Below are 24494 nucleotides of genomic sequence, written 5' to 3'. Positions count from 1 at the left end.
ATAGAGAACACACAACTGCTGCAATTATTTTACACAACGATTATCATACCAATATTGAACAGTGACGTCAAGTGATTTCAAGAGAGACTAGAGTCCTTCCAGATTAAATCATTCAAAATGGATACATTGAACTAGTCATAAAGTTGCATTTCGTGTTGCGATGCTATAAAATGATGATAAGTTATTCAAAGTTTCTAATGAATGATAGAGGGTGGCTATATGAAAACAAATGAGCAAATGTATGAATCGATTAAAAGCAACTTACTCGATTTAATGTTAGGTGTAATGCAGAACCTGAATGACCGTGAATTCATCAGCTTGTTTGAAAATCTTTTTAAAATCAACTTTAATGTTACGAAAATAGAGTTCTTTCTATATGAAGACAATCATTTCTATTCTGCAGCTTCTCTTCTTAAACAAGATACCCGTGACGGAGTGGGTGTCGTGGAAACGTTAACGTCACCTATGCTGACTGCAACCTCTTCGGAAACAGAGGATGCGCTGGACTTTGCAGACGATACGCTTATGATTCGAAACGAAAAGAGAGAACCTGTCGCGATGATTCTGGTGAAATCGACGGATGAGTGGCATTCTTTTGCATCCTCTGAGTTTTTCAAGAAGTTCCAGCTGCTAATGGGCAGACTTATTGAAACCATTAAAGGATATCAATCGCTCTACAAGCATTCCCAAAATTATCAAAGCCTGCTTGAAGCGACAAAAACCTTCAATTCAACTATGGAATTAGGGGTCATCCATTCCCAGCTGGTGTCAACGATTTCTAGAAATCTGGATCCGATTCAAGTGGATTTAATTCTTTCACAAGAGCAACTGGATTCGTCTTGTTCATATCGATTGTTCGATTATTCCAATGAGCTGCCGTCAACAGTTGAAGCTTTTCTTTCCGGAGAGCTGGCGCTTGGAAAAGGTGCAGGAAAAGATACCGAAATCTTAAGCGCGCCCGTGAAAGGAATGCAAGGTACGTATGGCATTCTTCAGCTCACAGCTCCTGGTCATTATGTATTTTCACAAATGCAGAAGGAATTCGTTCGGAATATTTCCGAAAGTGCCGGACACGCGATTGAAAATACAAGCTTGTATGATCAGTCCCATCGAATGATTCACGAATTGCAATTGGTCAATGAAGTATCGAAAAAACTTACAGAGCGGCTCACTTTTGAGGAAATGATCACGTACATTAATACTCGTCTTAACGAAACATTTGACCCTGAAGAAGTAGCATTTGTGTATTTTAAAGATCAGCAAGCGCCTGTGCTATCGAAAGAATCAACCGATTATTTCCAAACCCAGGCAGGAAACCGGTATCTAGACTATGCTGAAAGCCGTGTGAGAAAGGAAAATGGAGCTGTATTTATTGCAGATTTGAAGAACGAGGACATTGAGGGCTTCACCCCATATCGTTCACTAATGATTGCTCCTATAGTCATTTCTGAAAAAATAGCAGGATATACTTTGCTGATGCATACAGAAAAATATCATTTTACTTTTGAAGATTTCAAGCTCGTCAGGTCGATTATTAGCCATTCCTCACTCGCACTTTCTAATTCCGCGCTCCGTGAGAAGTTGCAAAACCTTGCGAACAAAGATCAAATGACCGGCTTATATGCGAGAGGCTATTTGGACCGGCATATGTCTTTGGCATTTAAAAAAGGAATCGGCGGTGCCTTCCTTCTATTGGACGTGGATGACTTTAAACAGGTGAACGACCAATTTGGTCATGCTATCGGAGATTCTGTACTAAAACAAACCGCTGACGTTCTGAAATCGAGCGTTACGGATCAGGATATAGCAGGACGGTGGGGAGGAGAAGAATTCGCGGTTTACTTGCCGGGAGCAACTCTTATTGAAGGTAAACGGCTTGCAAAACAGCTGCTTCTAAAAATGCCCCAACTGACGAATCCTTCCGTTACTGTTTCGATCGGTGTGAGTGTGTGGGCACCATCGACTAATCAGGAAACCTATCAGCAACTATTTCAGAATACAGACGAAGCGCTCTACTCGGCAAAATCAGGCGGTAAAAATCGAATTGTTGTCAGTGAATCGGTACTTGCAGAATGACTTGCAAGTACCGATTTTCTTTGAGTTTTGTAGTTCGTAAGCATACAATGAATGTAAGCGTTTACTTCAATGGCGAAAGGTGGATGATTCAAAGTGACTGGCAAAATGCATAAAGATACAGCGACGGTTCACAAAGGCTATGACAGCAGCACGCATCACGGGAGTTTAGCAGTTCCGTTATATCAAACTTCTACCTATGCATTCGACACTGCCGAGCAAGGGGCGAGACGATTTGCAGGGGAAGAAGAAGGCGGCATCTATTCAAGGTTAGGGAATCCGACAGTAAGAGTGTTAGAAGAGCGTATGACGGAGCTTGAAAATGGTGCAGGTTCCCTCGCATTCGGTTCTGGAATGGCGGCTGTCAGTGCAATCTTGACTCATTTGACGAAAACAGGCGATCATATCATCTGTTCACGCGGGATCTACGGATGCACATTCGGTCTTCTTGGAATAATGGAACAGAAGTATAACATTACCCATACCCTGACTTCTATGGGCACAGAGGAAGAAATTGAAGCGGCGATTACGCCTGACACGGTTTGTATCTATATTGAATCACCAATTAACCCTACAATGGAACTCGCTGATCTTCGGGCGGTCGAAGCTGTTGCAAAACGACACAACTTGAAAATCGTCGTGGATAATACATTCGCATCCCCATATTTGCAAAACCCGATCGATTTTGGAGCGGATTTTGTTTTGCACAGTGCCACCAAATATATAAATGGGCATGGAGATGTCATCGCCGGCTTGCTAACAGGTAAAAACAAAGAGGAAATGGATGAGATCCGCGGAAGTGTTCAAAAAGACTACGGGGGAATTATATCTCCTTTCGATGCATGGCTGCTCATACGGGGTTTAAAAACTCTTTCTGTTCGAATGCAGAGACATACTGAAAACGCTACCGGGTTAATGGAGTATTTAAAAACACAAGACTTAGTGGAAGCGATCTTTTATCCATTCGATGAAAACAATCCGCAAGTCGACATCGCTAAGAACCAAATGTCTGCAGGCGGAGGGCTCGTCTCCTTTACGATAAAAGGCGGTCAGCCTGTAGCGCAAACCTTCATGAACCATCTCAACTTAATCAAAATTGCGGTCAGTTTGGGAGACGCAGAAACGCTGATTCAGCATCCGACAACAATGACACACTCAGGAGTACCGGCTGAGGACCGTGAAAAAATGGGCATCAGTGATGGCCTTCTTCGCCTATCGGCTGGATTAGAGCACGCTGATGACCTCATTGCTGATTTGGATCAAGCATTCCTCCAAGTTGCTAAAGCACAGCAAACTTTATCAAGTTAATGAAAACTAAGTAAACAAAAAGCAGCGGAGTGTGAATAGACTCCGCTGCTTTTTGTATGAACGAATCAACCTTAGATATGTCGTAAAAGAACTTCAGCAAACTGTTCCAGACCAGCGCGATCCTCTTCAGAAAACCGGCCGATTTCAGGACTGTCAATATCTAATACGCCGATGAGCTCATCATTTTTCACGAGTGGAATCACGATTTCAGATTGAGAAGCAGAATCACACGCAATGTGTCCTTCAAACGCGTTCACATCTTCAACGACAAGTGTTTCTCTGTTTTTAGCGGAAGTCCCGCACACACCTCTTCCCATAGGAATGCGAATACAAGCCGGAAGTCCTTGGAATGGTCCGAGAACGAGTTCGCCTTCTTCCAATAGATAAAAACCCGTCCAATTCGTACGCTCTAAAAAGTTACTTAGTAAAGCAGAAGCGTTGCTTAAATTTGCAATGCGATTTTTTTCGCCGTCTAACAAAAGTTGCAGCTGATCTGCCAGCTGACGATAACTTTCAGCTGGATGCTTTGAATACTCAATCCCCATGAACATGAAAAACACCCTCTATTCCGTATAGTTAGTTCCTGACAATTAAGCAGGATATCTAATGGAATCATACAATTTTCGAGGTGTTTCACACAAGTAAACAAATTTTCGACGAAGATTCGCCCTTTTTCAACACGAAAATTCTTTAAACGTGTTACTATATAAGGTATTATCAATTGTAGAGTCGTTGCGGAATAGGGGGATGGACAATGGTGAACTACTTCATCATTCCAATCATCATAGTGATTGTGCTGGCTGTTGCAATGTTTTTGTTGAGACGAAAGCATATCCAGGAAATTAGTAAGCTGGAGCATGAAAAGCTTCAGATCCAGCATGAACCGATATTTGAGGAAATGACAAAAGTCAAACAGCTGAATATGACAGGTCAAACAGAGGAGAAATTTGAACGCTGGCGCAACGAATGGACGGAAGTCGTCGATGTGCTCGTGCCGAAAATTGATTCCTTGCTATTTGATACCGAAGAGATGGTCGACCGATTCCGTTTTAAGAAAGCGACTGGAATTGAAAAAGACATCGAACAACAACTGACAGTTTGTGAAGAACGGAAAAATTCGATTTTGCAGGAATTGAATGAACTGATTGGCAGTGAAGAAAAAAACCGTGTGGAAATGGAAACTTTGAAAGAAGAATTCAGGGAAGCACGCAAATCCGTATTGGCTCACCAGCATTCGTTTGGAAGAGCGGTCCCGGCATTGGAAAAAGAACTTGAATATTTCCAGCCTGCATTTGAAGAATACGATGATTTGACAGATAACGGAAATTACTTGCAAGCAAGAGAAAATGTAATTGCAGTGGCATCTAAAGCCAATGAATTGTTCCCGTTAATTAAAGAAATACCTTCTATACTTAGTGAATTACAAAGTAAATTACCATCTACCCTGCGAGAATTACGAAACGGTGTAGAAGAAATGGCAGAAGATGGGTACTACTTAGAACACTTAAACTTGAAATCCTCATTAGCATCGATTGAGCGTGAATCAGAAGAGCTGCTTGGTAAAGTCGAAACTCTAGACGTTCAACCCGTTCAACAGCGGTTGGCTGAAATCGATGAGAGTTTGGATTCGTTCTATGATTCCTTAGAAGAAGAAGTAAAAGAGCGGCAGTATATGGAACAAAACTATAGTGATGTTGCCAGTAAATTAGTGTCGGTCAAAGCATTTGCTAAAGAGATTGCAGATGAAGCATTATTCGTGCAGCAAAGCTATCGCTTAGATGAAAAAGAAGCGGCGGTTCCTAAAGGCTTCCTTGTGGACTTATCAGAAGCTGCTAAGCAGTTTGAATTGTTAACGAGCCAAGGAGAGAACGGAGAGTCTGCGTACTCAGGACTGGCACAGGACTTGCGTACAGTAGCTGAAACGCTGGATCGTGTTGAAATGGAAACCGTTTCGTTCCAAGATCGTATTAAAAGCCTTCGAACAGATGAAATAAGTGTTGTTAAACGGTTGGAACAACTTACGCGAACGTTACAGGAAACGGAGCGTAAACTTTTGAAAGCCAATATTCCAGGAGTACCCGATGATATCGAAGTTCGTTTAGAAGAAGCGGATGAACAGATCTTTATCGTTCAGAATGGATTGGAAGAAGTTCCGCTTAATATGGCACTCGTTGAAGAGTATATAAACAACGCTGAAAAAGTAGTTCACGAAGTCGTTTCGAAAATTGATGAGATGTTGGAAAATGCATTGCTGACGGAACAAATCATTCAATATGGAAATCGATATCGCGCATCTCATCCAGCAATGCACGCCCGATTGCTGGAAGCAGAAATGGCGTTTAGACAATTCCGTTATGCAAAAGCTCTGGAAGAGGCAGCTACGGCTGTTGAAGAAGCGGAGCCTGGAGCGATGAAGCGAATTGAAGAATTATTACAAGAGCACGTACAGTAAGTGTCACCTTCAGCCACCCGCACAATGCGTGCAGGTGGCTTTGTGCCGCTTAAGTTGCATGAAAGGACGAGATCATGATGATTTACCTGGATAATAGTGCAACGACGATTCCCGACGCGGAAGTTCTAGAGACTTTTACACGAGCCAACTTGGAGTACTATGCGAATCCAGCTTCCCTTCATCAAGCTGGGAACCAAGCAGAACGGCTCCTGGAATCTGCAAGGAAGCAAATTGCAGCACTGGCCGGAGATTCTGAAGGCACAGTGATTTTCACTTCTGGGGGTACGGAAGCAAATAATTTAGCAATAATCGGGTATGCAAGAAGCCTTAAACATCGTGGAAATCATATAATTACAACTGAGATCGAGCATGATTCAGTTCGGAATGCGTGTCTTCATCTTGAAACCGAAGGGTTTGAAATCGATTTCCTATCAGTGAATGAAGCAGGTGAAGTATCCCCTGAAGAACTGAGACAAAAGATTCGAAAAGAGACCATTTTAGTAAGTGTCATGCATGTGAATAATGAAATTGGAACTGTGCAGCCAATCGAAGCGTGTTCGAAAGTGGTACGCGACCATTCCCGAGCAATTTTTCACTCGGATTGTGTGCAGAGTCTGGGAAAGATTTCTTTGCCCTATCCGGAATGGGTGGACGCGGTAACACTTTCAGCGCATAAAATTCATGGGTTAAAAGGGACTGGCTGTTTATTAACAAAGAAATTCAAAGAGCCCGAAGCAATTTCTTTTGGCGGTGGCCAAGAACACGGTTATAGAAGCGGCACCGTCAATACACCTGGTGCGGCTTCGTTTGCGAAAGCAATCCGCAAAGTTTTGGAGGGAAATGATGTCACCAAGTACCAAAGATGGAACCGCCGGCTGCGAAAAATGATGGAGTCCGAAAAACTGGTCCGGATTTGTTCGCCTGCAGAAGGCAGCCCTCACATATTCACAATTGCGTTTAAAGGTATTACTGGTGAAGTCGCAGTGAATTACTTCCAGCAACGTGGAATCATGGTTTCCACCTCCAGTGCATGTTCGTCCAAAGCAAACAAAGTAAGCCATGTCATCCAAGCAATTCATCTGCCGGATGACTATCGTAAAGGTGTGATTCGAATTAGTTTCGGCAAGAAGAATATAGATGATGAAATTGAGATACTGGCACAAGTGATTCAGGAGTTTTTGAAGACCATCAAGAAAGGGATGAAGCAGCATGATATGGAATGAACTTCTCATAAGATACGGAGAAATGTCCTTAAAAGGGCGAAATCGAAAAGTGTTTATACAAAAACTTACAGCGAATATCAAGCAAATTCTTCACGACTTACAATCGGTTAAACTAAAAGCAGAGCGTGATCGGATGTTTTTATACGCAACAAGCGATGATCTTGAACAAGCGATAGAGCGACTCTCAGACGTGGCTGGTATACAATCCTTTAGTCCGATAGCGAAATGCGAATCGACAGTAGAAGCGATTCAGCAAACCGCGCTTGCCATCTTTGAAACCGAGGACACGGAGGAGAAGACGTTCAAGGTTGAAGTACGCAGAACGGATAAGTCATTCCCGTTAGTTACTGGGGAGCTGCAAAGAGAAATCGGCGGCACCATCTTAAAAGCGCATTCCAATCTGAGTGTGAACGTAAAAAAACCGGATATTTTATTGCATATTGATATTCGGAATGATGGTTCATTCCTTTCGTCGAAAGTTTATAAAGGTGCTGGCGGAATGCCTGTAGGTTCAAATGGAAAGTCTTTACTAATGCTTTCTGGCGGAATTGACAGTCCTGTCGCCGGATACTTAATGATGAAGCGCGGAGTTACTATAGAAGCTATTCATTTCGCAAGTCCTCCATTTACGAGTGAGCAAGCTCAGGAAAAAGTTATTGAATTGGGACGGCAAATCAGCGCATATGGCGGAAAGATAAAGCTGCACATCATTCCATTCACCGATATTCAGCAAGCTATTGTAAAACAAGTTCCTGAAAACGTATCCATCACATCCACGAGAAGAATCATGATGCGAATTGCAGATCAGCTCAGAAATGAAATCGGTGCACTCGCGATTGTGACTGGCGAAAGCTTGGGACAAGTAGCGAGTCAAACTCTCGAAAGTTTTACAGCCATTAATGCAGTTACTTCGACACCGATATTACGTCCGCTTATTGCGACAGACAAACTGGAGATTATCCAAATCGCTAAAAAGATCGGCACATATGAAACATCAATTCAGCCTTTTGAAGACTGCTGTACTGTTTTCACGCCATCCAGCCCGAAAACAAAACCGCGTTTAGAAAAAGTGGAGTTCTACGAAAGTTTCATCGGCTTCGAGCCGATGATAATGGAAGCCATTCAAAACCGCACAATCATCGACTGTTTTATTGAAGAAAAAACGGACGAATTTAGTGACTTGTTGTAAAGATCCTTCTTGAATTGCCCTGAAAACAAGTAATCGACTTTGTTGAAAAGAGTGATTCGAACGGTCGATTCATATTTTAATGTAAATTTTTTTAATGCTTAATACTATGTCGGTTTCCTTGAAAGTGTTGATTAGAAAGGGTTTTAGACACTTTTTAATGGCTGATTTCATAATATGAAAAAGATACCATTTCCTTTGTGTGCATGAATTTACCCAATCGGTACATTCTATGGTCACAAGGGAGGTGACATCAACATGGCAAACTCAAACAGCGGCAATTCAAACCAACTTCTAGTACCAGGAGTTCAACAAGCGCTTGACCAAATGAAGAACGAAATCGCTTCAGAATTTGGAGTTCAGCTTGGAGCAGACTCAACATCGCGTGCCAACGGTTCCGTCGGCGGAGAAATTACTAAGCGATTGGTTCGTCAAGCTCAGCAACAAATGAAAGGTTATCAAGAATAAATAACCGTTCGGACTGCCCCCATAAGGGGGGCAGTTTTTTTAGTATGTGGAGAAAAACTTAAAACATAACTAGGTTTCTTTTTGAATTGCATAAATTTTAGATGTATACTGACTATATTGTTTAAAAGGGGGAGACTTCATGAAAAGAGAAGAACTGCTTGCACCTGAGGACTATAATATTGTATCTGAAATTGAAAAGTACGCAGATGGAACAAATAAGAGAGCATTAATTTACGTCGACTCAGAAGGCAATAAAAAGGAATATACATATGATGAGTTGATGGAAGAAGCAAATCGAGCAGCTTTTGTTTATGGAGCAAACGGTTTGAAAAAAGGAGACATCCTATTAGTGATGGTCCCAAGGTTAATTGAAGCGTATGTTGCATATATAGGAGCGTTAAAAGCAGGAATAGCAGTAATTCCTTCATCTGAGATGCTGCGGGCATCAGAAATTGAATACCGATTAGCGCATAGCGGCGCAAAAGCAATTGTTGCGTATGAAGCATTTACAAGTCAGCTGTCTGAAGTACAAGGCATCGAAAATGTCACGTTGTTTGTTGTTGGAAAAGCAGACGCTGGAAGTGTGTCTCTGACTAACGAGATGAAAAAAGCACCCGCTCAATATGAGGCTGCACCTACAAAAGCCGGTGATATGGCATTTTTATCGTATACATCGGGAACCACGGGCAAACCAAAAGGTGTTGTACATACGCATGGATGGGGATACGCTCACCTTCGAACGACTGGTGAGAATTGGTTAGGCATTCAAGAAGGAGATATGGTTTGGGCTACAGCGGCACCAGGATGGCAAAAGTGGATTTGGACACCGTTCCTTGCTGTGTTAGGAAGCGGTGCAACGGGTCTTGTATACAATGGCAAGTTTGATGTGAAAACGTACATGGAGATGATCAAGACGTATCAAGTAAATGTTCTCTGCTGTACACCGACAGAATACAGATTCATGGCAAAAGCCGAGGACTTAAGCAGTTATGATTTGTCTTCTCTGCGCAGTGCTGTATCCGCAGGGGAACCGTTGAATAAAGAAGTCATCGATACATTTGAAAAAGTGTTTTCTCTTCAAGTAAGAGATGGCTATGGTCAAACTGAAAATACATTACTAGTTGGAACGATGGTTGGCATGGATGCAAGACCAGGATCTATGGGAAAACCGACGCCAGGAAACCGTGTGGAAATCATTAATGATGAAGGTAAGCCGTCACAAGTGGGAGAAGTGGGAGATATCGCTGTTCACGTTTCAACGCCTGCTTTGTTTAAGGAGTACTTGCGAGATCCTGAGCGCACGGCGATGCAATTCAGAGGGGAGTATTATATCACTGGAGATCGCGCGAAAAAAGATGAGGATGGATACTTCTGGTTTGAGGGCCGGGGAGATGACATCATCATTAGTTCCGGCTATACAATTGGACCGTTCGAAGTAGAGGATGCATTAACAAATCATCCTGCAGTAAAGGAATGCGCAGTTGTCGGAAGCCCGGATGAAGTTCGGGGAACGGTCGTTAAGGCTTTCATCGTCTTACGGGATCCATCTAAGAAAGATGACAGTGAGCTGGTAAAAGAGTTGCAAGATCACGTAAAACAGCGTACAGCACCCTATAAGTACCCGCGGAAAATTGAATTTGTTGAAGAACTGCCGAAAACAGCATCCGGAAAAATCATGCGTGTTCAGCTTCGAAAACAAGAGGTAAAGTAAAATTCAGGACTGAGATTTCAATAATCTCAGTCCTTTAATTTGCTAAAGGCTTTACCTTGCTAACGTGCCCCCTTATAATTGAGAGATATTTCGTGCAGCTAAATGCTGTGAATAGGGGGCAGGCACTTGCAAACACAACAAAAAGGCGCACTATGGGTGTTCACCGCCTATGTATTATGGGGATTCATGCCGATTTATTGGAAAAGTCTTCACCACGTTAGCAGTGGAGAAATTTTAGTGAATCGTATCATCTGGGCATTCCTTTTAACAGTTTTGGCTCTATTACTGATGGGGCAAGGGGGAAAATTGGTTAACGATTTAAAGGAACTTTGGAGGACGCAAAAGCAATTTTGGAGTCTTTGTGCGGCTTCGTTTCTTGTGACAATCAACTGGTTTACGTATATATGGTCAGTGAATCATGACTTTATCGTACAGGCGAGCCTCGGGTATTACATAAATCCGTTAGTTTCTGTATTGTTAGGAATCATCTTCTTAAAAGAGGCATTGAATCGAAACCAAAAAGCGGCATTCCTCCTTGCAGCGGTGGGAGTTACGATTTTAACAATCCATTATGGTGTTTTTCCGTGGATATCCTTTGTATTGGCAATCACGTTCGCTCTGTATGGCCTTATTAAAAAGCATATTAAAGTTGACGCAACAAGAGGACTTGCCATTGAAACGGCGTTTACAGTTCCGATCGCTCTAATAGCATATGGCTGGATTTTTTCAACGGGAGATGCTGTTATAATGGATACGAATCCATTAACGGTTGTATTGCTTATTTTAACAGGCATTGCAACGGCTTTACCGTTAGTGTTTTTTGCGAAAGGTGTTCCATCCATTCCGCTATATGTAACGGGCTTTCTTCAATATATAGCTCCAACGATGATGCTGATTATTGGCGTTCTTATTTACGGAGAATCGTTTGGTAAGTTTGAATGGCTCAGTTTTGCCTTCATTTGGATTGCATTATTAGTGTTTACGGTGCCGGAAGTGCTGCGTTATGTAAGGAATAAAAGAATGATGGTTCGTATTGATAAACATGAATCTTCGCACCAATCTTAATTCGGATGAAACATTCTGTTTGCTCATACGTACACGTACTATGAACTAAAGGAGGAATTTTGAAATGTCGACGAAACGATGGATTGCCTTAATATCGGCTGCAGCCTTAGTTGTTGTCTCAATCGGTGTTAACTCGCTCTCATTCATATTTACAAGGGATTTTAACGCGTTATTTGATGAAAGCTTTGCTATGGGTGGACCGACTTACGAAGAAAGTATAATCGACCAAGGTGATTCTACAGAGCGCATTGCAGTGCTGGATGTGAGTGGGGTTATTCAAGATACAGGGCCTGCATCACCTTTTGCAGCGGCAGGCTACAATCACCAAAACCTTCTGAATCAGCTGGCTGATATTCGTGAAGATGAAACGGTGAAAGGGATGGTATTGCACGTAGACTCACCAGGCGGCGGGGTTTTGGAGTCATCAGATATTTATGATGAAATCATTGCTATCCAAGAAAATCGAGATATTCCTATCTACGTGTCGATGGGATCGATGGCAGCTTCAGGAGGCTATTATATTTCAGCTCCTGCGGATAAAATCTTTGTTCATCCCGAGACAATTACAGGTTCGATTGGCGTAATTATGGAAAGTTTGAATTATGCTGAGCTGGCAGACAAAATCGGTATTGATTTTAATACGATCAAAACAGGACCTTATAAAGATATGATGAGTCCGAATCGTAAAATGACACAGGCAGAAAGAGATATGCTTCAAGAAATGATCAACGACTCTTATGAACGATTTGTGGGAATCGTAGCTGATGGCCGCGGCATGACCGTAGCCGACGTTAAGAAAGTGGCGGATGGACGAATCATGAATGGCCGCCAAGCGATTGAATCAGGACTTGCGGACGATTATGGAAAATTACCAGATGTCATTGATGCGCTAATTTCAGAGTCAGGATTAGAAAATCCGACTGTATTTGAATATAGTTCCACAGATAGTTTTTCTTCGTTATTCGGAACGAGTGTATCTGGATTGTTTAAGAAAAATGCTGATGCAGAGTTGATCCAAAAACTTCTGACTGACTACCAAGCACCGCGCATGATGTATTTGTATGGTGAACGTTAAGGGGAGGTGTTGACAGAATGTCTGAACAAATGGAACAGCCAATCGAAGAAGTTAAAGAAATTCAGATTCAATCTGAACCGGTTCAACAGGAATCCTTTGCTCCGCGAACACAAGAATTCATCAAGAAACCAGCTGGATTTTGGATTCGATTTTGGGCGTATTTGATTGATATCATTATAGTAGGAGCAGTCAGCGGTATCCTGATAAAGCCTATTTTCAGGATAGGCGATTTCCCGATCAAGGATCCGATATTTTTGCTGTATAGCCCATATAAGCTCATCATGCTCATTCTATTCCTTGCGTACTTCTTACTGATGACAAAGTTTTTCAGTCAAACTGCCGGGAAAATGATTATGGGAATCCGGGTTGTTAAAAAGAGCGGGGAACCACTTGGATGGGGATCACTTCTTTTTCGAGAAGTCGTAGGACGTTATATTTCTAAAACATTGCTGATTCCGTATTTACTTGTGATCTTCATGCCACGTAAAGAGGCGCTGCATGACTTGTTTGCGGATACAGAAGTTATTCATGAACAAATTTATGAAAAACTGAACACAGTCAACACAGTTACAGTAGATGAGAGCCGTCAGTTGCAAGGCGATCAGTCTATCTAGTAAGATAGATGGATACTGAAAGGAGAATCTTAATGACTTCAACTACATTCAAGAATAATCCTGTTACATTGGCCGGAAAACAACTAAAAGCGGGCGACAACGCTCCGGATTTCACAGTGCTGGCAAATGATCTTCAACCCGTGACTCTCGATGATTCCAAAGGGAAGATTCGTCTAATCAGTGTCGTTCCTTCAATCGACACGGGTGTTTGTTCTAAACAAACACATAGATTTAATGAAGAGGCTGGAAAGTTTGGAGACGATGTGGAAGTTATGACGATTTCTGTTGACCTTCCATTCGCACAAGCCCGTTACCGTTCCACAGAAGAAATCGGCAATATCCAGATTCTATCGGATCACAAAGATCTATCGTTTGGAGAGGCCTACGGGGTGGCAATTCAAGAACTTCGTCTGCTCGCTCGTTCAATTTTTGTAATTGATAAAGATGACAAGATTGCTTACTCCGAATATGTTAGTGAAGTAACCGATCACCCGGATTACCAAGAGGCTTTGGATGCTGTGGAGAAATTGAAAGCGTAAGTGTTAGGCAGCTGTTGCCTGAAGAAAACCCATCCGGCTGTCGGATGGGTTTTTCATGGCGGCTGTCAGGCGGGATAACGTATTGAAAAGAAGGAAGAAGAGGGATTCCAATGAAAACAAATACAGAACAGATCTTTACGTATTTAGATGAAGCAGCAAGTAAGGACGAAGCACTTTACTTGGAGCAGCTTATTGAAGCTTGCCAAAGTTGGAGAGAAGGGACAGCTGGTCCTGACTTACAAGGTGAAGTCACGAAAGAAGAGATACGTCGCGGGCTACAACTTGCGATTTTAAAAGGGATGAGACAAAATGTGCAGCCTCATCATCAGATGACTCCAGATGCAATCGGAATGCTGATCGCTCGTATCGCAAGTTCGCTGCTGCCTGAAAAAGAAAGGGTTGAATTGCTGGACCCTGCAGCTGGAACAGGTAATTTACTGTTAACTGTCATGAATTCACTGGATGTGCCAGTATCTTCAGTGGCAGTTGAAATCGATGAGTTGCTGGCAAGATTGATTGTAACGGGTGCCGATCTTATGGAGCAGACTGTTCAAATTTACGTACAAGATGCACTGCGTCCGTTACTGGTAGATCCAGTTGACTTAGCGGTATGTGATTTACCGGTCGGTTATTATCCTGATGATGAAAACGCGCTGAATTTTGAAATGATGCCTGCAGAAGGACATGCCTATGCTCATCATTTGTTCATTGAACAAACGATCCATCATTTGAAGCCTGAAGGTTATGGAATATTTATTGTACCTTCTACGTTATTTGAATCTGCACAAGCGGGTGAGTTGCACACGTATTTGAAAAAGCACACGGTGATTCGGGGGATTTTACAATTACCGCAAACACTGTTCAAAAATGCGGCTCAATCTAAAAGCTTGCTGATTTTGCAAAAACCTTCCGAACAAGCAATGCCAACTCCAGATGTATTGCTTGCTGCTGTCCCGGATATGACGGACAAGCAAGCGATGATGTCATTCTTTAACAATATAGAAGACTGGGCAAAAGAAAATGTGAAGTAAGTAAAAAAAGTGTCCTTCTCGTAATGAGAAGGACACTTTTTGCGTTTACTTATGCGCCTTCGGGTGTACGAACAACGAGTACGTCACATTTTGCTGCGCGTACGATATTCTCTGATACACTGCCGATTAGGAAACGCTCAACCGGATTTAAACCAGTTGCACCACAAATGATCAAATCCGCTTCGATCTTTTTAGGGATTTCTCTTGGAATCATTGTTTTCGGTGAACCATATTCCACAATAACATTCACGTGTGTTAATCCGGCAGCTGCTGCTTGTTCTTTGTATCCTTCAAGCAACTCTACAGCATAAGATTGAGCGCGCTCGGCGATTGAACGGTCATAGGCTTCAACAGCGGAGTACGAACGTGTGTCGATGATGTTGACAAGGTTCAAGTTAGCGTCGTTACGTTTAGCAATCGCTACTGCTTTTTTGAAAGCCCATTCCGACTCTTTTGATCCGTCTACCGCAACAATGATTTGGTTGTATACTAATGACATCGTTACCACACTCCTACATTTAAATTATCCTTCTATAAGTACTATACTCCAAATCTCTCACTATTTCCTTCTTAACTATTAAAAATCGGCAAATTAAAAATATTTGTTGTTCAATGCAAATAATACGGCAAAAAAGAATACTATCTGCTACACTTATTGTGCAAAGGTTTGAACGGTACATACTGGACAGCCGAACACATTCATTGAGGAGGAACTAACTATGCGTATTGGAGTACCTAGAGAGATAAAAAACAACGAAAATCGTGTCGCAATGACACCAGCTGGAGTATTCAACTTGAAATCAGCGGGGCACGAGGTGCTTATCGAAACACAGGCAGGATTCGGCTCTAATTTTACAGATGAAGAATACCGTGAAGCGGGTGCTGAGATTGTTGCAACTGCAGCTGAAGCGTGGGCAGCAGAAATGGTTATGAAAGTAAAAGAACCCGTTTCTTCTGAGTATGGTTATTTCCGTGAAGGTCTCATTTTGTTCACGTATTTACATCTGGCTTCCGAAGTAGAGTTAACAAAAGCATTACTGGATAATAAAGTAATCGGAATTGCGTACGAGACGGTTCAATTACCAAACCGTTCGTTGCCGCTGCTTGCGCCAATGAGTGAAGTGGCTGGCCGTATGGCAACTCAAATTGGAGCTCAGTACTTGGAGAAAATGGAAGGCGGGAAAGGAATTCTGCTTTCAGGCGTACCGGGTGTTCAACGCGGTAACGTTACCGTGATTGGCGGAGGACAAGCTGGAACGAATGCAGCCCGCATTGCAATCGGAATGGGAGCTCGTGTTACAGTTTTGGATCTATCAGTGGAACGGCTTCGTCAGCTGGATGAATTGTTCGGAGATGATGTCCAAACATTAGTGTCGAATCCATTTAACATCGCTACTTCTGTAAAAGATGCAGATCTAGTAATTGGCTGTGTACTGATTCCAGGAGCGCGTGCACCTAAACTTGTAAGTGAAGAGATGGTTAAATCGATGTCACCAGGTTCTGTATTGGTTGATATTGCGATTGACCAAGGCGGTATTTTTGAAACTTCAGATCGTATTACAACGCACGACGATCCAACATATGAAAAATTCGGCGTCGTCCATTATGCAGTTGCAAATATGCCAGGTGCTGTTCCGCGTACTTCTACAATGGCGCTTACAAACGTAACGGTTCCTTACGCGTTACAAATTGCGAACAAAGGATACAGCCAAGCTTGTTTAGACAACGAAGCGCTGCTTAAAGGGGTTAACACGCTTGAAGGCTACTTGACGTATAAAGCGGTATCTGAAGCACAGGGAATCGAATATGTATCTGCTGAATCTTTATTGAGCCGATAAAAGAAGAATCAAAAAAGCAGAGGCCGCAAATTGCGGGCTCTGCTTTTTCTAGTTACTTAATAATCTTAAGTTCTTTCGGAAACTTCGTCAGCACTTCAATTCCGTCTGCAGTGACAACAACGTCATCTTCAATACGCACACCAGTGATTGCTGAATTGTAGATACCCGGCTCAATTGTAAAGACCATGCCTTCTTCCAATTGGAAGTCGTTTGCTCCATGGATGGATGGGAACTCGTGAACAGAAATTCCGAGGCCGTGTCCAAGGCGGTGAGTGAAGTACTCTCCGTATCCAGCTTTTGTGATGACTTCGCGCGCAGCTTTATCCAGTTCACTTGCACGTACGCCTGGTTTTACAAGATCGATTGCTGCCTGATTGGCAAAACGAACTGCTTCGTAAATGCTGCGCTGTTCGGCAGATGGCTCACCAAACGAAACTGTTCTCGTAATATCCGAACAATATCCTTTATGGACTACTCCGAGGTCCATTAAAACAAAATCACCTTGCTGGATTTTACGTTCTCCCGGTGTTCCGTGTGGAGAAGCGGTTTTAGGACCTGATAAAACAGTAGTATCGAAGGACATCTTTTGAACGCCTTTTTTCTTCAGCGCAAACTCAATAGCTGTTTGGAGTTCAAGTTCACTAACACCTTCAGCAATATTTTCGCACGCTACTTCGATTGCATAGTCCGCTAAAGCGGCAGCTTCGCGGAGCAGTTGAAGCTCCTCTGCATCTTTATGGCTGCGCATTGTATTCAGCTGTTCATCTAAACGAGAGAATTCTGCCTCAGGGAAGAGCTCTGTCATACGTTCCAGACGCTCAACAGTCAGGTGAGATTTTTCGATTGCGATTGAACTAAGAGTCCCCGCTTTACGTTTCACTTCAGCTAGTACAAACTCCCAAGCGTCATCCGTGTCCTCGTAACCGACCGTTCCGAAATCCCAGCCTGCAGATTTCACATCGGGAACTTCCATGAGCGGGCAGACGATGAATGGCTCTGCGTTTTTGAAAATCATGACGCCAAGAAGGCGCTCGTGGGGGTCACTGCTGAATCCTGATAGGTAAAAAATGTTATCAGGTGTCGTTACGAATGCCGCCTCTACGTTATTGTCCTCTAAATACTGTTGAATCGTTTTAAGTTTTGTCATAGTTATTCCTCCTTAATCACAACCCTATCATACCAAAAAAGAGGGTTTACATGGGGTTTCACGAATTGATAGAAAGGAAAGAACACTAAGTGGAGGTGTCAAAACCAATGGAAGTTTCTTATCATGGACATTCAATCGTAAAGATTAAAACAAACGACAAAGTGATTTTGATCGATCCTTATATTACAGGAAATGATTTAACGGATTTAAAAGCAGCGGACGAAAAGCCGGATGTCATCTTGTTGACGCATGGACACAATGATCATGTAGGGGACACGATTGAAATTGCAAAAGCGAGCGGGGCATTAGTGGTTGCGCCGAACGAACTTGCCGTATGGCTTGGATGGCAAGGATTAGAAACACACGGCATGAACATTGGGGGAGCGTGTGAATTTGATTTTGGAACGGTAAAGTTCACGAAGGCATTTCACAGTTCATCCTACACAACTGATGACCAGCAGCTGATCTACATGGGAATGCCTGCCGGAATCTTGTTCATGGCAGAAGGAAAAACGATTTACCATGCAGGAGACACGTCACTCTTTGGTGACATGGAACTGATCGGCAAGCGTCATGCAATCGATATCGCATTTTTACCGATAGGTGATAACTTTACGATGGGACCTGAAGATGCTGCATTTGCGGTAGAACTGCTATCGCCGAAGTTGTCAGTTCCAGTTCATTACAATACGTTTCCGCCAATCGTACAAGATCCAGAGGACTTCAAAAAACTCGTCAGAGATCATGAAGTACTCGTGATGAAAGCTGGTGAAGTGGTCCAGCTTTGAGTCAACTGGGCTGGCAGAGATAATTCTCTCCCAGCTCGGTTATTTTTTATGGATTTATGGTAAACTGAAGGTAGGCATACATAGAAAAAGGTGAATGCAATGTCGACAAAGCATGAACAGATTTTGCGCCACATTGAAGACCTCGCTGTTGGTGAGAAAATTTCAGTACGGCAAATTGCAAGAGCGCTCACAGTTAGTGAGGGAACTGCATACCGTGCGATTAAGGAAGCAGAGAACAACAAACTTGTAAATACAATCGAGCGTGTCGGGACGGTGCGAATCGAGAAGAAGAAAAAAGAGAATATTGAACGGCTGACGTTTGCTGAAGTTGTAAACATTGTGGACGGGAGTGTGCTGGGAGGAAGCGGTGGATTACATAAAACGCTGACTAAATTCCTGATTGGTGCCATGCAGCTGGATGATATACGCCGTTATATCGACGCGGGAAGTCTGCTGATTGTTGGAAATCGCCAAAAGGCCCACCAGTTAGCTCTAAGCGAAGGGGCAGCGGTTTTAGTGACAGGCGGTTTTGATACAACGGATGAAGTGAAAAAGTTAGCGAATTCTCTTGACTTGCCGGTTATTACAACGACCTACGACTCGTTTACCGTTGCGACCATGCTGAACCGGGCTATCAGTGACCAAATGATTGAAAAGGATATCCTTCTTGTAGAAGACATCCAGCACCAACTTTCAAATACGTCTACACTGTTTATACAAGAGACGGTTGGTCAATTTAACAAACTTAGCCGTGAAACTTCACACTCAGCGTTTCCCGTTATTGAAAGAAATGGCCGGGTTGTTGGAATGGTCACATCTAAAGACGTCGTCGGAAAACAGGAATCCGAACCGTTAGGAAAAGTCATGACGGCTTCACCGATTACAGCGACTGGCAAGATGAGCGTTGCATCGGCTGGCCACATAATGGTATGGGAGGGAATAGATTTACTCCCTGTTGTGACAGAAGCGGGTTTGCTGGATGGTGTCATTAGCAGACAAGATGTTCTGAAAGCTTTCCAATTGGCACAGCGCCAGCCGCAGCAAGGCCAAACCATTGACGATATCGTAAAGAACCAAATGCACTCGGATACGGAAAATCCTCAAAATGTAATTTTTGAAGTGATTCCGCAGATGACCAATCAGCTTGGATCATTGTCCTATGGTGCTTTGACCACATTGTTGGCCGAAACAGGCAACCGCGCGATTAAGCTTACCAAACGCGGGGAAAGTGTTCCAGAGAACTTATCAATCTATTTTATGAGACATGTTCAGCTTGGAAGCAGTGTCACTGTGGAACCACAAATTCTGCACATGAGCCGGCGTGTCGTGAAAATGGATATTACGCTATACTCAGAAGGTGAAATGATTGGTAAAGCACTAGTCACCTATCAGCTGTTGGAACGATAAAAAAACGCTGATGCAATAGGCATCAGCGCTTGTTCAACCGAGATTCTTCATCGACAAATTGAGTGTAATACTTATCGGCTTTCCAGTTAAAGATGGATACATAGCCTCCAAGTACGATGAAGATCCCAGAAATCACATAAGTTGTAACCCCGCCAAACAGCATAAGCTGGTTGATACCGAAAAAGACAAGCAAGAGTCCTAAAAACATCCCCGCTTTCGATGAAAACATCTTTTTTCGAATAGGGAACACTTGACTTGTCCGGAATTGCCGGGTTTTAAAGTAAAAGTAGAATACTGCCGAAGCAATAATCAAGAATACAAGTATGAAATTTAAAGTCTTCACAGTATAGCCCTCCAAAAGAATCCAGCACTGCTTCTATTGTAGCGGCTTTATAACTCAAATGCGACCGCAATTCTTTAAATATCGGAGGAAATGAAAAATGAAAAGACAAATCATTGACACAATTGAACAGCATTCTACGATTATTATTCATCGGCACGTCCGCCCTGACCCTGATGCTTTCGGTTCGCAAGTGGGATTAATGAAACTGATTCAAGCGAATTATCCTGACAAAAACGTCTACGCTGCAGGAAGTGACGATGGACAGTTGTCATTTCTCGCTGGACAGGATCTTGTAACCGATAACATGTACGAAAATGCATTAGTCATCGTAACCGATACAGCAAACACCGAACGGGTAGATGGACAATCGTACCTGAAAGGAAGCCGCTTAGTGAAAATTGACCATCATCCAAATGTGGATCCGTACGGGGATGTATTGTGGGTCGATACAGATGCGAGTTCTTGTTCAGAAATGATTTATGAACTATTTGCTGAAGGCAGAGACGTTAAAGGGTGGAAGCTTCCAGATGAATCGGCGAGACTTCTGTTTGCTGGAATTGTAGGGGATACAGGCAGATTCATGTATCCGAGTGCGACAGGAAAGACATTTGAAATCGCCAGCGAATTAATCAAATACAATTTTGACCGGCAGCAAATCTTTGCAGGGATGTATGAAGTGGAAAGAAATCTCCTTCACTTGCAAGGGTACGTTTACCAAAACTTCACAATCGATGAAAATGGAGCAGCCTATATTAAGCTCACAAAAACGATTTTAGAACAATTCGATGTGAAAGCAGAAGAAACGTCTTCACTCGTCAGTTCACTTGGAGATGTTAAAGGCATTTGTGCGTGGCTGATATTTGTAGAAGAAGAGGATCAGATTCGTGTTCGCTTGCGCTCTAAAGGAATTGTCATTAATAATTTGGCGGCTGAATACGGCGGCGGCGGCCATCCGCTAGCTGCAGGTGCCTCAGTTAAGACGTGGGAAGAAGCAGATGAAGTGATTCAGAAAGTACAATCGTTATGTGCATGTAACTAGTGAATGGAGGGATAGACAATGAAGCTTGTTTATCCGCAAATTATTACGGGAGCCGACTTACTTAACGGCATTATAAAGCTTGACCGTCTGGCTCCTCTTCTGCAAAGAAGAGGGGCTGTTTCGGCTGCAATTGTAAATTCGACTCTTTCAGGGATCCGGTCGTTTTGGAAAGTCATGACGAAGTATGGCATTCATCCAGTCATCGGGCTCTCCGTGAAGATTGAACTGGCGACTGGAGAAACGCCAATATGCTACATCTATGCAAAAAATGAAGCAGGCTTTCGTCAGTTATTAAAGATTAGCAGTGCTGCGGCAACGCGTGAACCTGAAAACTTGCCTGAAAAATGGTTGAAATCCTATACTGCGAACTGCGCCGTTATTTTTCCGCTTACAGATCCCTCTTGGAACGAAATCCGAACTGCAGATACGATCCAGCTTTTAAAAATGCATTGCTCGACAAAAGAACTTTATATAGGAATTTCACGTGCGGCTGGAGCGGTGCATCCTGAGGAACCATCGATTGAACAGCTGGCCGCTTCCGAAGGTCTTGCCATTGTTGCGAGCCACGAAGCGAGATTTATTAATCCTGAAGACGCATTCAGTTTTGAAGCAGCACAAGCAATTCGTGACGGTTTCAAGTTAAATGACCCAGCACGTCCTGAGAATTTATATAATGACGCCTACGTACCTGAGCAGCAAGAACTGGAACAATGGTTCGCGGGTAAAGAGCATTGGTTGGAAAAAGCAGCGGAAGTGCTAATGGCTTGTAACGTGCAGTTGCCGAAAAAGCACTTGCTCATGCCTAAATTCCCTGTAAGTGAAAATAGATCCGCTGCGCACCTGCTTGAAGCTCAATGCCGGGAAGGCTTAGAAAGGCACTTCGGTCAGATTTCCAACGCATACGAAGAGCGTCTTCGAACCGAATTAGATGTGATTACAGAAATGGGCTATCAGGATTATTTCTTAATCGTTCAAGATTTTATAGCTTATGCCAAAAAGAACGATATTGAAGTTGGACCTGGCCGGGGATCTTCTGCCGGATCCCTCGTTGCATTCTCACTTGGAATTACTGCGGTAGATCCGCTGAAATATGGATTGATTTTTGAACGGTTTTTGAATAAAAGCAGGGTGACCATGCCGGATATTGACGTCGATTTTGCAGATACACGCCGGATGGAAGTTGTTGAATATGTCGCACAAAAATATGGGAAAGCCCACGTTGCCCAAATTATAACGTTTGGTACGCTATCAGCTAAATCCGTTGCACGCAATACAGCCAGGGTATTCGGTTTTTCGAATGAAGATATGACATTCCTGTCTAAAATGCTGTCTGAGCTTCCAGGAAAAACACTTGAAGAAAAAGTTAGTCAGTCAAAACAACTGCAGACTTGGATTGAGCGGGAGGAAGTGCGTGCTCGCTGGTACACGGTATCCCTTGCGTTAGAAGGGCTGCCTAGAAATGCTTCTACTCATGCTGCAGGAGTTATTCTTTCACCAACACCGCTAGTTGAAACGGTTCCTCTGCAAAGTGGCGGCGATTCCATCTATCTAACACAATGGGCGATGAATGATTCTGAAGAAGCTGGTCTTTTAAAAATGGATTTTCTCGGATTACGCAATTTGACACTGCTTGACAGAATACGTAAAATGATCCGTTTTGAAACGGGAGAGGAACTTTTCTTGGATACAATCCCCCTTGACGATGAGCGGACATTGGAGTTGTTCAGAAAAGGGGATATGTCGGGGATATTCCAATTTGAATCTCCGGGTATGCGGAAAGCACTTCGTGACATCTCACCGGATGCATTTGAAGATATCTATGCCATCAATGCGTTGTACAGGCCTGGACCGATGGAAAATATTCCGTTATACAGCAGAAGGAAAAAGGGATTAGAACCCATTCACTACATGCATCCGGCATTGGAGCCGATTTTAAAAGAAACCTATGGGATCATCGTTTATCAGGAACAGATTTTGCAGATTGCAGTTCAGATTGCTGGATTTACGCTGGGGGAAGCTGATTTGCTGCGACGCGCAATCAGTAAAAAGAAACGAGATGTGCTCATGCAGGAACGCGTCCATTTTACAGACAGCGCACAGCGTAATGGTTTTCCTAAAAATATTGCAGGCGATATTTACGAACTGATCGTAAAGTTTGCGGACTATGGATTCCCGAAAAGTCACGCAGTTGCCTATTCGTTGATTTCCTTCCAGCTTGCGTATTTGAAAGCGAACAAACCCGAATTCTTTTATGCGGGATGTCTGTCCGTTTTAGCAGGTTCCGCAGAGAAGACCATGGATTTCATACGTGAAGTGAGGACAAAGGGGATTGCCGTTATGGGTCCTTCCATTACAAAGAGCAACTGGTCTGCCACCACGGAAAATGGATCCATACGGCTTGGACTGAGCGCAATAAAAGGAATCAGCTATCCATTTTACACAGTCCTTCAAAGGGCACGTCAACAAAAAGTGACGCTGCAAACCTTATTTGACTTGTCTGTCGCACTTGGTGCAGAAAACTTCACTGAAAAAACAATTCCGCCTCTCGTGAAATCGGGCGCACTCGACGAATTTGGTCAAACCCGTGAAGTGCTGCTTGCAACTATAGAAGCAGCCAGAAAACATGCATTATTTGTAAGGCCTTCTTCAGATGAGCCGGACCTGCTGGCAGGGATGATGAAAGGGATGGCAAGTCCTAAATATAGTCCTGGCGGAACAATGTCGGATATGCAGAGACTCGACTATGAAAAAGAAACGCTTGGATTCTATCTATCTGAACACCCCATTGCATCTTTTAAAAAGAAACTTGAGACTAAGGCGAATCCGATTGCAGATGCCCTTGAAAAATCATCAGGAACGAAGGTAGTTCTCGCCGGATTGGTGTTGGAAGTGAAGCGGATCCGGACAAAAAAAGGAGAAGCGATGGCGTTTCTCGAATTACAAGATGAGACAGGAGAAATTTCGTGTACGTTATTCCCGAAACAATATGCAGCTTGCAGCAGTGGACTGAAAGAACAGTCCTTACTCGTGCTTCAAGGCGCGATAGAAGTGAGAAGTGGCAAGCCGCAGCTCGTTGTTCAAGATCTTTTGAATTTCTAAATCTTTCTCTTTGATTACTAACAGAAAAGTCAACTTCCTTTACAAGTAGAAAGGATTTCCGGATATCACTTTACGGCAAGCGTGCTTT

Annotated in this window: 21 protein-coding genes; 17 read left to right on the top strand and 4 right to left on the bottom strand. The window is 43.1% G+C overall.

The window, feature by feature from the left end:
- The first annotated feature begins 219 nt into the window (after window positions 1–219).
- Both PGH26_RS09840 and PGH26_RS09835 read left to right on the top strand, forming a co-directional pair.
- Complete coding sequence (locus PGH26_RS09840) at window positions 220–2076, top strand: sensor domain-containing diguanylate cyclase (RefSeq protein ID WP_323690906.1); 1857 nt, start codon at window positions 220–222, stop codon at window positions 2074–2076.
- Window positions 2077–2181: 105 nt separating this feature from the next.
- Window positions 2182–3381 carry an aminotransferase class I/II-fold pyridoxal phosphate-dependent enzyme gene (locus PGH26_RS09835; protein ID WP_323693510.1) on the top strand — a complete coding sequence of 400 codons (1200 nt, stop codon included), beginning with the start codon at window positions 2182–2184 and terminating at the stop codon, window positions 3379–3381.
- A 71-nt stretch (window positions 3382–3452) separates the two neighbouring features.
- Here PGH26_RS09835 and PGH26_RS09830 read toward each other — a convergent pair whose 3' ends face one another.
- On the bottom strand, window positions 3453–3932 hold the full coding sequence (locus PGH26_RS09830; protein WP_323690905.1) for a GAF domain-containing protein: 480 nt from the start codon (window positions 3930–3932) through the stop codon (window positions 3453–3455).
- A gap of 203 nt (window positions 3933–4135) precedes the next feature.
- Between PGH26_RS09830 and ezrA the strand changes: the two genes are divergently transcribed.
- The 10 genes from ezrA to PGH26_RS09780 all read left to right on the top strand — a co-directional run bounded on the left by ezrA (window position 4136) and on the right by PGH26_RS09780 (window position 14745).
- Window positions 4136–5833 (top strand): septation ring formation regulator EzrA, encoded by a 1698-nt coding sequence (gene ezrA, locus PGH26_RS09825; protein WP_323690904.1) that lies wholly within the window; start codon window positions 4136–4138, stop codon window positions 5831–5833.
- 74 nt (window positions 5834–5907) lie between these two features.
- The gene (locus tag PGH26_RS09820; protein ID WP_323690903.1) at window positions 5908–7056 is read left to right on the top strand and encodes a cysteine desulfurase family protein; all 1149 of its coding nucleotides are present in this window, start codon (window positions 5908–5910) and stop codon (window positions 7054–7056) included.
- Window positions 7043–8245: a tRNA uracil 4-sulfurtransferase ThiI gene (thiI, locus tag PGH26_RS09815; RefSeq protein ID WP_323690902.1), complete on the top strand. Its 1203-nt coding sequence runs from the start codon at window positions 7043–7045 to the stop codon at window positions 8243–8245. The genes PGH26_RS09820 and thiI overlap by 14 nt, the downstream gene beginning before the upstream one ends.
- A 255-nt stretch (window positions 8246–8500) precedes the next feature.
- Window positions 8501–8710 carry an alpha/beta-type small acid-soluble spore protein gene (locus tag PGH26_RS09810; protein WP_323690901.1) on the top strand — a complete coding sequence of 70 codons (210 nt, stop codon included), beginning with the start codon at window positions 8501–8503 and terminating at the stop codon, window positions 8708–8710.
- A gap of 139 nt (window positions 8711–8849) precedes the next feature.
- Entirely contained in the window at window positions 8850–10421 is a 1572-nt protein-coding gene (mbcS, locus tag PGH26_RS09805) for an acyl-CoA synthetase MbcS (protein ID WP_323690900.1), read from the top strand.
- A gap of 126 nt (window positions 10422–10547) precedes the next feature.
- Window positions 10548–11486: an EamA family transporter RarD gene (gene rarD, locus PGH26_RS09800; protein WP_323690899.1), complete on the top strand. Its 939-nt coding sequence runs from the start codon at window positions 10548–10550 to the stop codon at window positions 11484–11486.
- 64 nt (window positions 11487–11550) lie between these two features.
- Window positions 11551–12561, top strand: coding sequence for a signal peptide peptidase SppA (gene sppA, locus PGH26_RS09795; RefSeq protein ID WP_323690898.1), 1011 nt, complete (start codon window positions 11551–11553; stop codon window positions 12559–12561).
- A 17-nt stretch (window positions 12562–12578) separates the two neighbouring features.
- Window positions 12579–13175: an RDD family protein gene (locus tag PGH26_RS09790; protein ID WP_323690896.1), complete on the top strand. Its 597-nt coding sequence runs from the start codon at window positions 12579–12581 to the stop codon at window positions 13173–13175.
- 32 nt (window positions 13176–13207) lie between these two features.
- Window positions 13208–13714 (top strand): thiol peroxidase, encoded by a 507-nt coding sequence (tpx, locus tag PGH26_RS09785; RefSeq protein ID WP_323690895.1) that lies wholly within the window; start codon window positions 13208–13210, stop codon window positions 13712–13714.
- 110 nt (window positions 13715–13824) lie between these two features.
- Window positions 13825–14745 carry a class I SAM-dependent methyltransferase gene (locus PGH26_RS09780; RefSeq protein WP_323690894.1) on the top strand — a complete coding sequence of 307 codons (921 nt, stop codon included), beginning with the start codon at window positions 13825–13827 and terminating at the stop codon, window positions 14743–14745.
- A gap of 49 nt (window positions 14746–14794) precedes the next feature.
- On the opposite strand, the gene PGH26_RS09775 is transcribed toward PGH26_RS09780, so the two are convergent.
- Entirely contained in the window at window positions 14795–15244 is a 450-nt protein-coding gene (locus tag PGH26_RS09775) for a universal stress protein (protein WP_323690893.1), read from the bottom strand.
- A gap of 220 nt (window positions 15245–15464) precedes the next feature.
- Here PGH26_RS09775 and ald point away from each other — a divergent pair, with 220 nt between their 5' ends.
- Window positions 15465–16583 (top strand): alanine dehydrogenase, encoded by a 1119-nt coding sequence (gene ald, locus PGH26_RS09770; protein ID WP_323690892.1) that lies wholly within the window; start codon window positions 15465–15467, stop codon window positions 16581–16583.
- 52 nt (window positions 16584–16635) lie between these two features.
- On the opposite strand, the gene PGH26_RS09765 is transcribed toward ald, so the two are convergent.
- Entirely contained in the window at window positions 16636–17730 is a 1095-nt protein-coding gene (locus PGH26_RS09765) for a M24 family metallopeptidase (protein ID WP_323690891.1), read from the bottom strand.
- A 107-nt stretch (window positions 17731–17837) separates the two neighbouring features.
- Here PGH26_RS09765 and PGH26_RS09760 point away from each other — a divergent pair, with 107 nt between their 5' ends.
- Window positions 17838–18518: a metal-dependent hydrolase gene (locus PGH26_RS09760; RefSeq protein WP_323690890.1), complete on the top strand. Its 681-nt coding sequence runs from the start codon at window positions 17838–17840 to the stop codon at window positions 18516–18518.
- Between the two features lie 99 nt (window positions 18519–18617).
- The gene (locus PGH26_RS09755) at window positions 18618–19925 is read left to right on the top strand and encodes a DRTGG domain-containing protein (protein WP_323690889.1); all 1308 of its coding nucleotides are present in this window, start codon (window positions 18618–18620) and stop codon (window positions 19923–19925) included.
- Window positions 19926–19947: 22 nt separating this feature from the next.
- Here the strand turns inward: PGH26_RS09755 and PGH26_RS09750 are convergent, their stop codons facing one another.
- Window positions 19948–20268, bottom strand: a complete 321-nt coding sequence (locus PGH26_RS09750) for a YtpI family protein (RefSeq protein ID WP_323690888.1) — start codon at window positions 20266–20268, stop codon at window positions 19948–19950.
- A gap of 97 nt (window positions 20269–20365) precedes the next feature.
- Here PGH26_RS09750 and PGH26_RS09745 point away from each other — a divergent pair, with 97 nt between their 5' ends.
- A complete protein-coding gene (locus tag PGH26_RS09745; protein WP_323690887.1) occupies window positions 20366–21307 on the top strand; it encodes a DHH family phosphoesterase in 942 nt (313 codons plus the stop codon).
- 18 nt (window positions 21308–21325) lie between these two features.
- Window positions 21326–24406 carry a DNA polymerase III subunit alpha gene (locus tag PGH26_RS09740; protein ID WP_323690886.1) on the top strand — a complete coding sequence of 1027 codons (3081 nt, stop codon included), beginning with the start codon at window positions 21326–21328 and terminating at the stop codon, window positions 24404–24406.
- Window positions 24407–24494 lie beyond the last annotated feature (88 nt).

The organism is Sporosarcina jeotgali (assembly GCF_033304595.1).
Classification (GTDB): domain Bacteria; phylum Bacillota; class Bacilli; order Bacillales_A; family Planococcaceae; genus Sporosarcina; species Sporosarcina jeotgali.
The sequence above is the reverse complement of the archived record's forward strand: the minus strand, read 5'-3'. Positions and strand labels throughout refer to the sequence as shown.

Bases quoted from the DNA above. Each gene is read 5' to 3' on its own strand.
- ezrA (WP_323690904.1), top strand. From the start codon at position 4,136: ATGGTGAACTACTTCATCATTCCAATCATCATAGTGATTGTGCTGGCT.
- PGH26_RS09780 (WP_323690894.1), top strand. From the start codon at position 13,825: ATGAAAACAAATACAGAACAGATCTTTACGTATTTAGATGAAGCAGCA.
- PGH26_RS09840 (WP_323690906.1), top strand. From the start codon at position 220: ATGAAAACAAATGAGCAAATGTATGAATCGATTAAAAGCAACTTACTC.
- PGH26_RS09830 (WP_323690905.1), bottom strand. From the start codon at position 3,932: ATGTTCATGGGGATTGAGTATTCAAAGCATCCAGCTGAAAGTTATCGT.
- PGH26_RS09745 (WP_323690887.1), top strand. From the start codon at position 20,366: ATGAAAAGACAAATCATTGACACAATTGAACAGCATTCTACGATTATT.
- PGH26_RS09790 (WP_323690896.1), top strand. From the start codon at position 12,579: ATGTCTGAACAAATGGAACAGCCAATCGAAGAAGTTAAAGAAATTCAG.
- PGH26_RS09810 (WP_323690901.1), top strand. From the start codon at position 8,501: ATGGCAAACTCAAACAGCGGCAATTCAAACCAACTTCTAGTACCAGGA.
- tpx (WP_323690895.1), top strand. From the start codon at position 13,208: ATGACTTCAACTACATTCAAGAATAATCCTGTTACATTGGCCGGAAAA.
- thiI (WP_323690902.1), top strand. From the start codon at position 7,043: ATGATATGGAATGAACTTCTCATAAGATACGGAGAAATGTCCTTAAAA.
- mbcS (WP_323690900.1), top strand. From the start codon at position 8,850: ATGAAAAGAGAAGAACTGCTTGCACCTGAGGACTATAATATTGTATCT.
- PGH26_RS09835 (WP_323693510.1), top strand. From the start codon at position 2,182: ATGCATAAAGATACAGCGACGGTTCACAAAGGCTATGACAGCAGCACG.
- PGH26_RS09820 (WP_323690903.1), top strand. From the start codon at position 5,908: ATGATGATTTACCTGGATAATAGTGCAACGACGATTCCCGACGCGGAA.
- PGH26_RS09755 (WP_323690889.1), top strand. From the start codon at position 18,618: ATGTCGACAAAGCATGAACAGATTTTGCGCCACATTGAAGACCTCGCT.
- sppA (WP_323690898.1), top strand. From the start codon at position 11,551: ATGTCGACGAAACGATGGATTGCCTTAATATCGGCTGCAGCCTTAGTT.
- PGH26_RS09765 (WP_323690891.1), bottom strand. From the start codon at position 17,730: ATGACAAAACTTAAAACGATTCAACAGTATTTAGAGGACAATAACGTA.
- PGH26_RS09760 (WP_323690890.1), top strand. From the start codon at position 17,838: ATGGAAGTTTCTTATCATGGACATTCAATCGTAAAGATTAAAACAAAC.
- ald (WP_323690892.1), top strand. From the start codon at position 15,465: ATGCGTATTGGAGTACCTAGAGAGATAAAAAACAACGAAAATCGTGTC.
- PGH26_RS09740 (WP_323690886.1), top strand. From the start codon at position 21,326: ATGAAGCTTGTTTATCCGCAAATTATTACGGGAGCCGACTTACTTAAC.
- PGH26_RS09775 (WP_323690893.1), bottom strand. From the start codon at position 15,244: ATGTCATTAGTATACAACCAAATCATTGTTGCGGTAGACGGATCAAAA.